Origin of the sequence: Streptomyces sp. SM1, from assembly GCF_002910825.1 — a bacterium.
GTDB classification, from domain to species: Bacteria; Actinomycetota; Actinomycetes; order Streptomycetales; family Streptomycetaceae; genus Streptomyces; species Streptomyces okerensis.
This window is the reverse complement of sequence record NZ_NEUB01000498.1, coordinates 1-1,477: the sequence shown is the minus strand read 5'-3', so window position 1 is coordinate 1,477 and position 1,477 is coordinate 1. Positions and strand designations below refer to the sequence as shown.

2 protein-coding genes are annotated in these 1,477 nt (G+C 75.2%); both read left to right on the top strand.

Annotation, left to right across the window (positions count from 1 at the left end; all coding sequences use genetic code 11):
• Positions 1-175 precede the first annotated feature (175 nt).
• A complete protein-coding gene (locus tag B9S61_RS12210) occupies positions 176-634 on the top strand; it encodes a hypothetical protein (protein WP_103542272.1) in 459 nt (152 codons plus the stop codon).
• The coding region (locus B9S61_RS12205; protein WP_103542271.1) for an SDR family oxidoreductase at positions 631-1,477 on the top strand (847 nt) is incomplete at its 3' end. The genes B9S61_RS12210 and B9S61_RS12205, both read left to right, overlap by 4 nt.

Below are 1,477 nucleotides of genomic sequence, written 5' to 3'. Positions count from 1 at the left end.
CGGCTGCTGGCGCACCGCGACCGCACGGGACGCAGGCAGCCGGACACGGGACGGGCCGACGGGCCCACGGTCCGGCGGACCGGGTGGTCCGACGGCGGATGACCGGCGCACCGGACCGGCGTGGCCCCGGCCACGCGGCCCGGATACACCATCGACGACAGGCGGAGGCGAGACGATGACCGGACACCAGGACGGTCCCGACCGTACCCACCGGCGCCCCGAAGGTGTCAGCGACGCGACGGTGGAGGCCCTCGGGTCGCTGTCGAAGGCGCTGGAGACGACCGAGCGCGCCCGGGGCCACCTCTACAGCTTCCACCAGCTGACCGGCACCGCCGACCTCGAACTGGACCGGGCGGTCGAACTGCTGCACAAGGCCGGGCATCCGGACTGGGCAGAGACGGTGCGCACCCAGGTGCTCGGCCGCAACGTCATCCCCGGCCACTGGACGTTCCAGATCATCGAGGCCTACGACACGACCTACCACCAGCCGTTCCGTGAGATCGAGCGGGGAGCCGTCGAGGAACTGGCCGAGGGCCGGGACCATCTCTACGAGGCCGAGATGAAAGAGGCCCGCCGCACCGTCGGCCACCCCGACCACACGGCCCGCCCCGACACCGGGGGAGACGGCCGGTGAGCAGCGCCCCGCTGCGCGGCCGCACCGTCGTGGTGACGGGCGCCGCACGGGGGATCGGCGCCGCCCTGGCCCGCGACCTCGCCCGGCGCGGCGCCCGGATCGCGCTGCTCGGTCACGAGAGGGCCGGACTGGAGGAGGTGGCGGCCGGCCTGCCCACTGCCGCACTGGTGTGCGAGACGGACGTCACCGACGAGGCCGCGCTGGACGAGGCCGCCGGCCTGGTCAGGGCGCGTCTCGGCGCACCGTCCGCCGTCGTGGCCAACGCCGGGATCGCGGAGGGCGGCCCGTTCGCCACCTCCGACCCGGCGCTGTGGCGCCGCGTGATCGCCGTCAACCTGACCGGGAGCGCGGCCACGGCCCGTGCCTTCCTGCCGGAGCTGCTGGCGACGAAGGGCTACTACCTCCAGGTCGCCTCGCTGGCCTCGATCGGCGCCGCCCCGATGATGAGCGCCTACTGCGCCTCCAAGGCGGGCGCGGAATCCTTCGCCCACTCGCTGCGCGCCGAAGTGGCGCACCGGGGTGTCGCCGTCGGGATCGGCTACCTCGGCTGGACCGACACCGACATGATCCGCGACGCGGACCGTCACCCCGTACTGCGGGAGCTGCGCCGCCACATGCCTCCGCCGGCCCGGCGACTGCACCCGGTCGACGAGGTGGCCGCCCGGCTCGCGGCGGCCGTGCAACACCGCAGCAGGGCCGTCTACGTACCGCGCGGCCTGCGGCTGGTACAGGTGGCGCGTACCGCGTTGCCCCCGGTGGTGCTGCGCGCGACCCGCCGGAAACTGCCCCGTCTGGAGGCCGGTGGCCCGCTGCGCCCCACCGGCCTCCTGGGCGCCGGCGGCA

Coding starts and splice junctions, on each gene's coding strand:
- B9S61_RS12210 (WP_103542272.1), top strand. CDS start 176: ATGACCGGACACCAGGACGGTCCCGACCGTACCCACCGGCGCCCCGAA.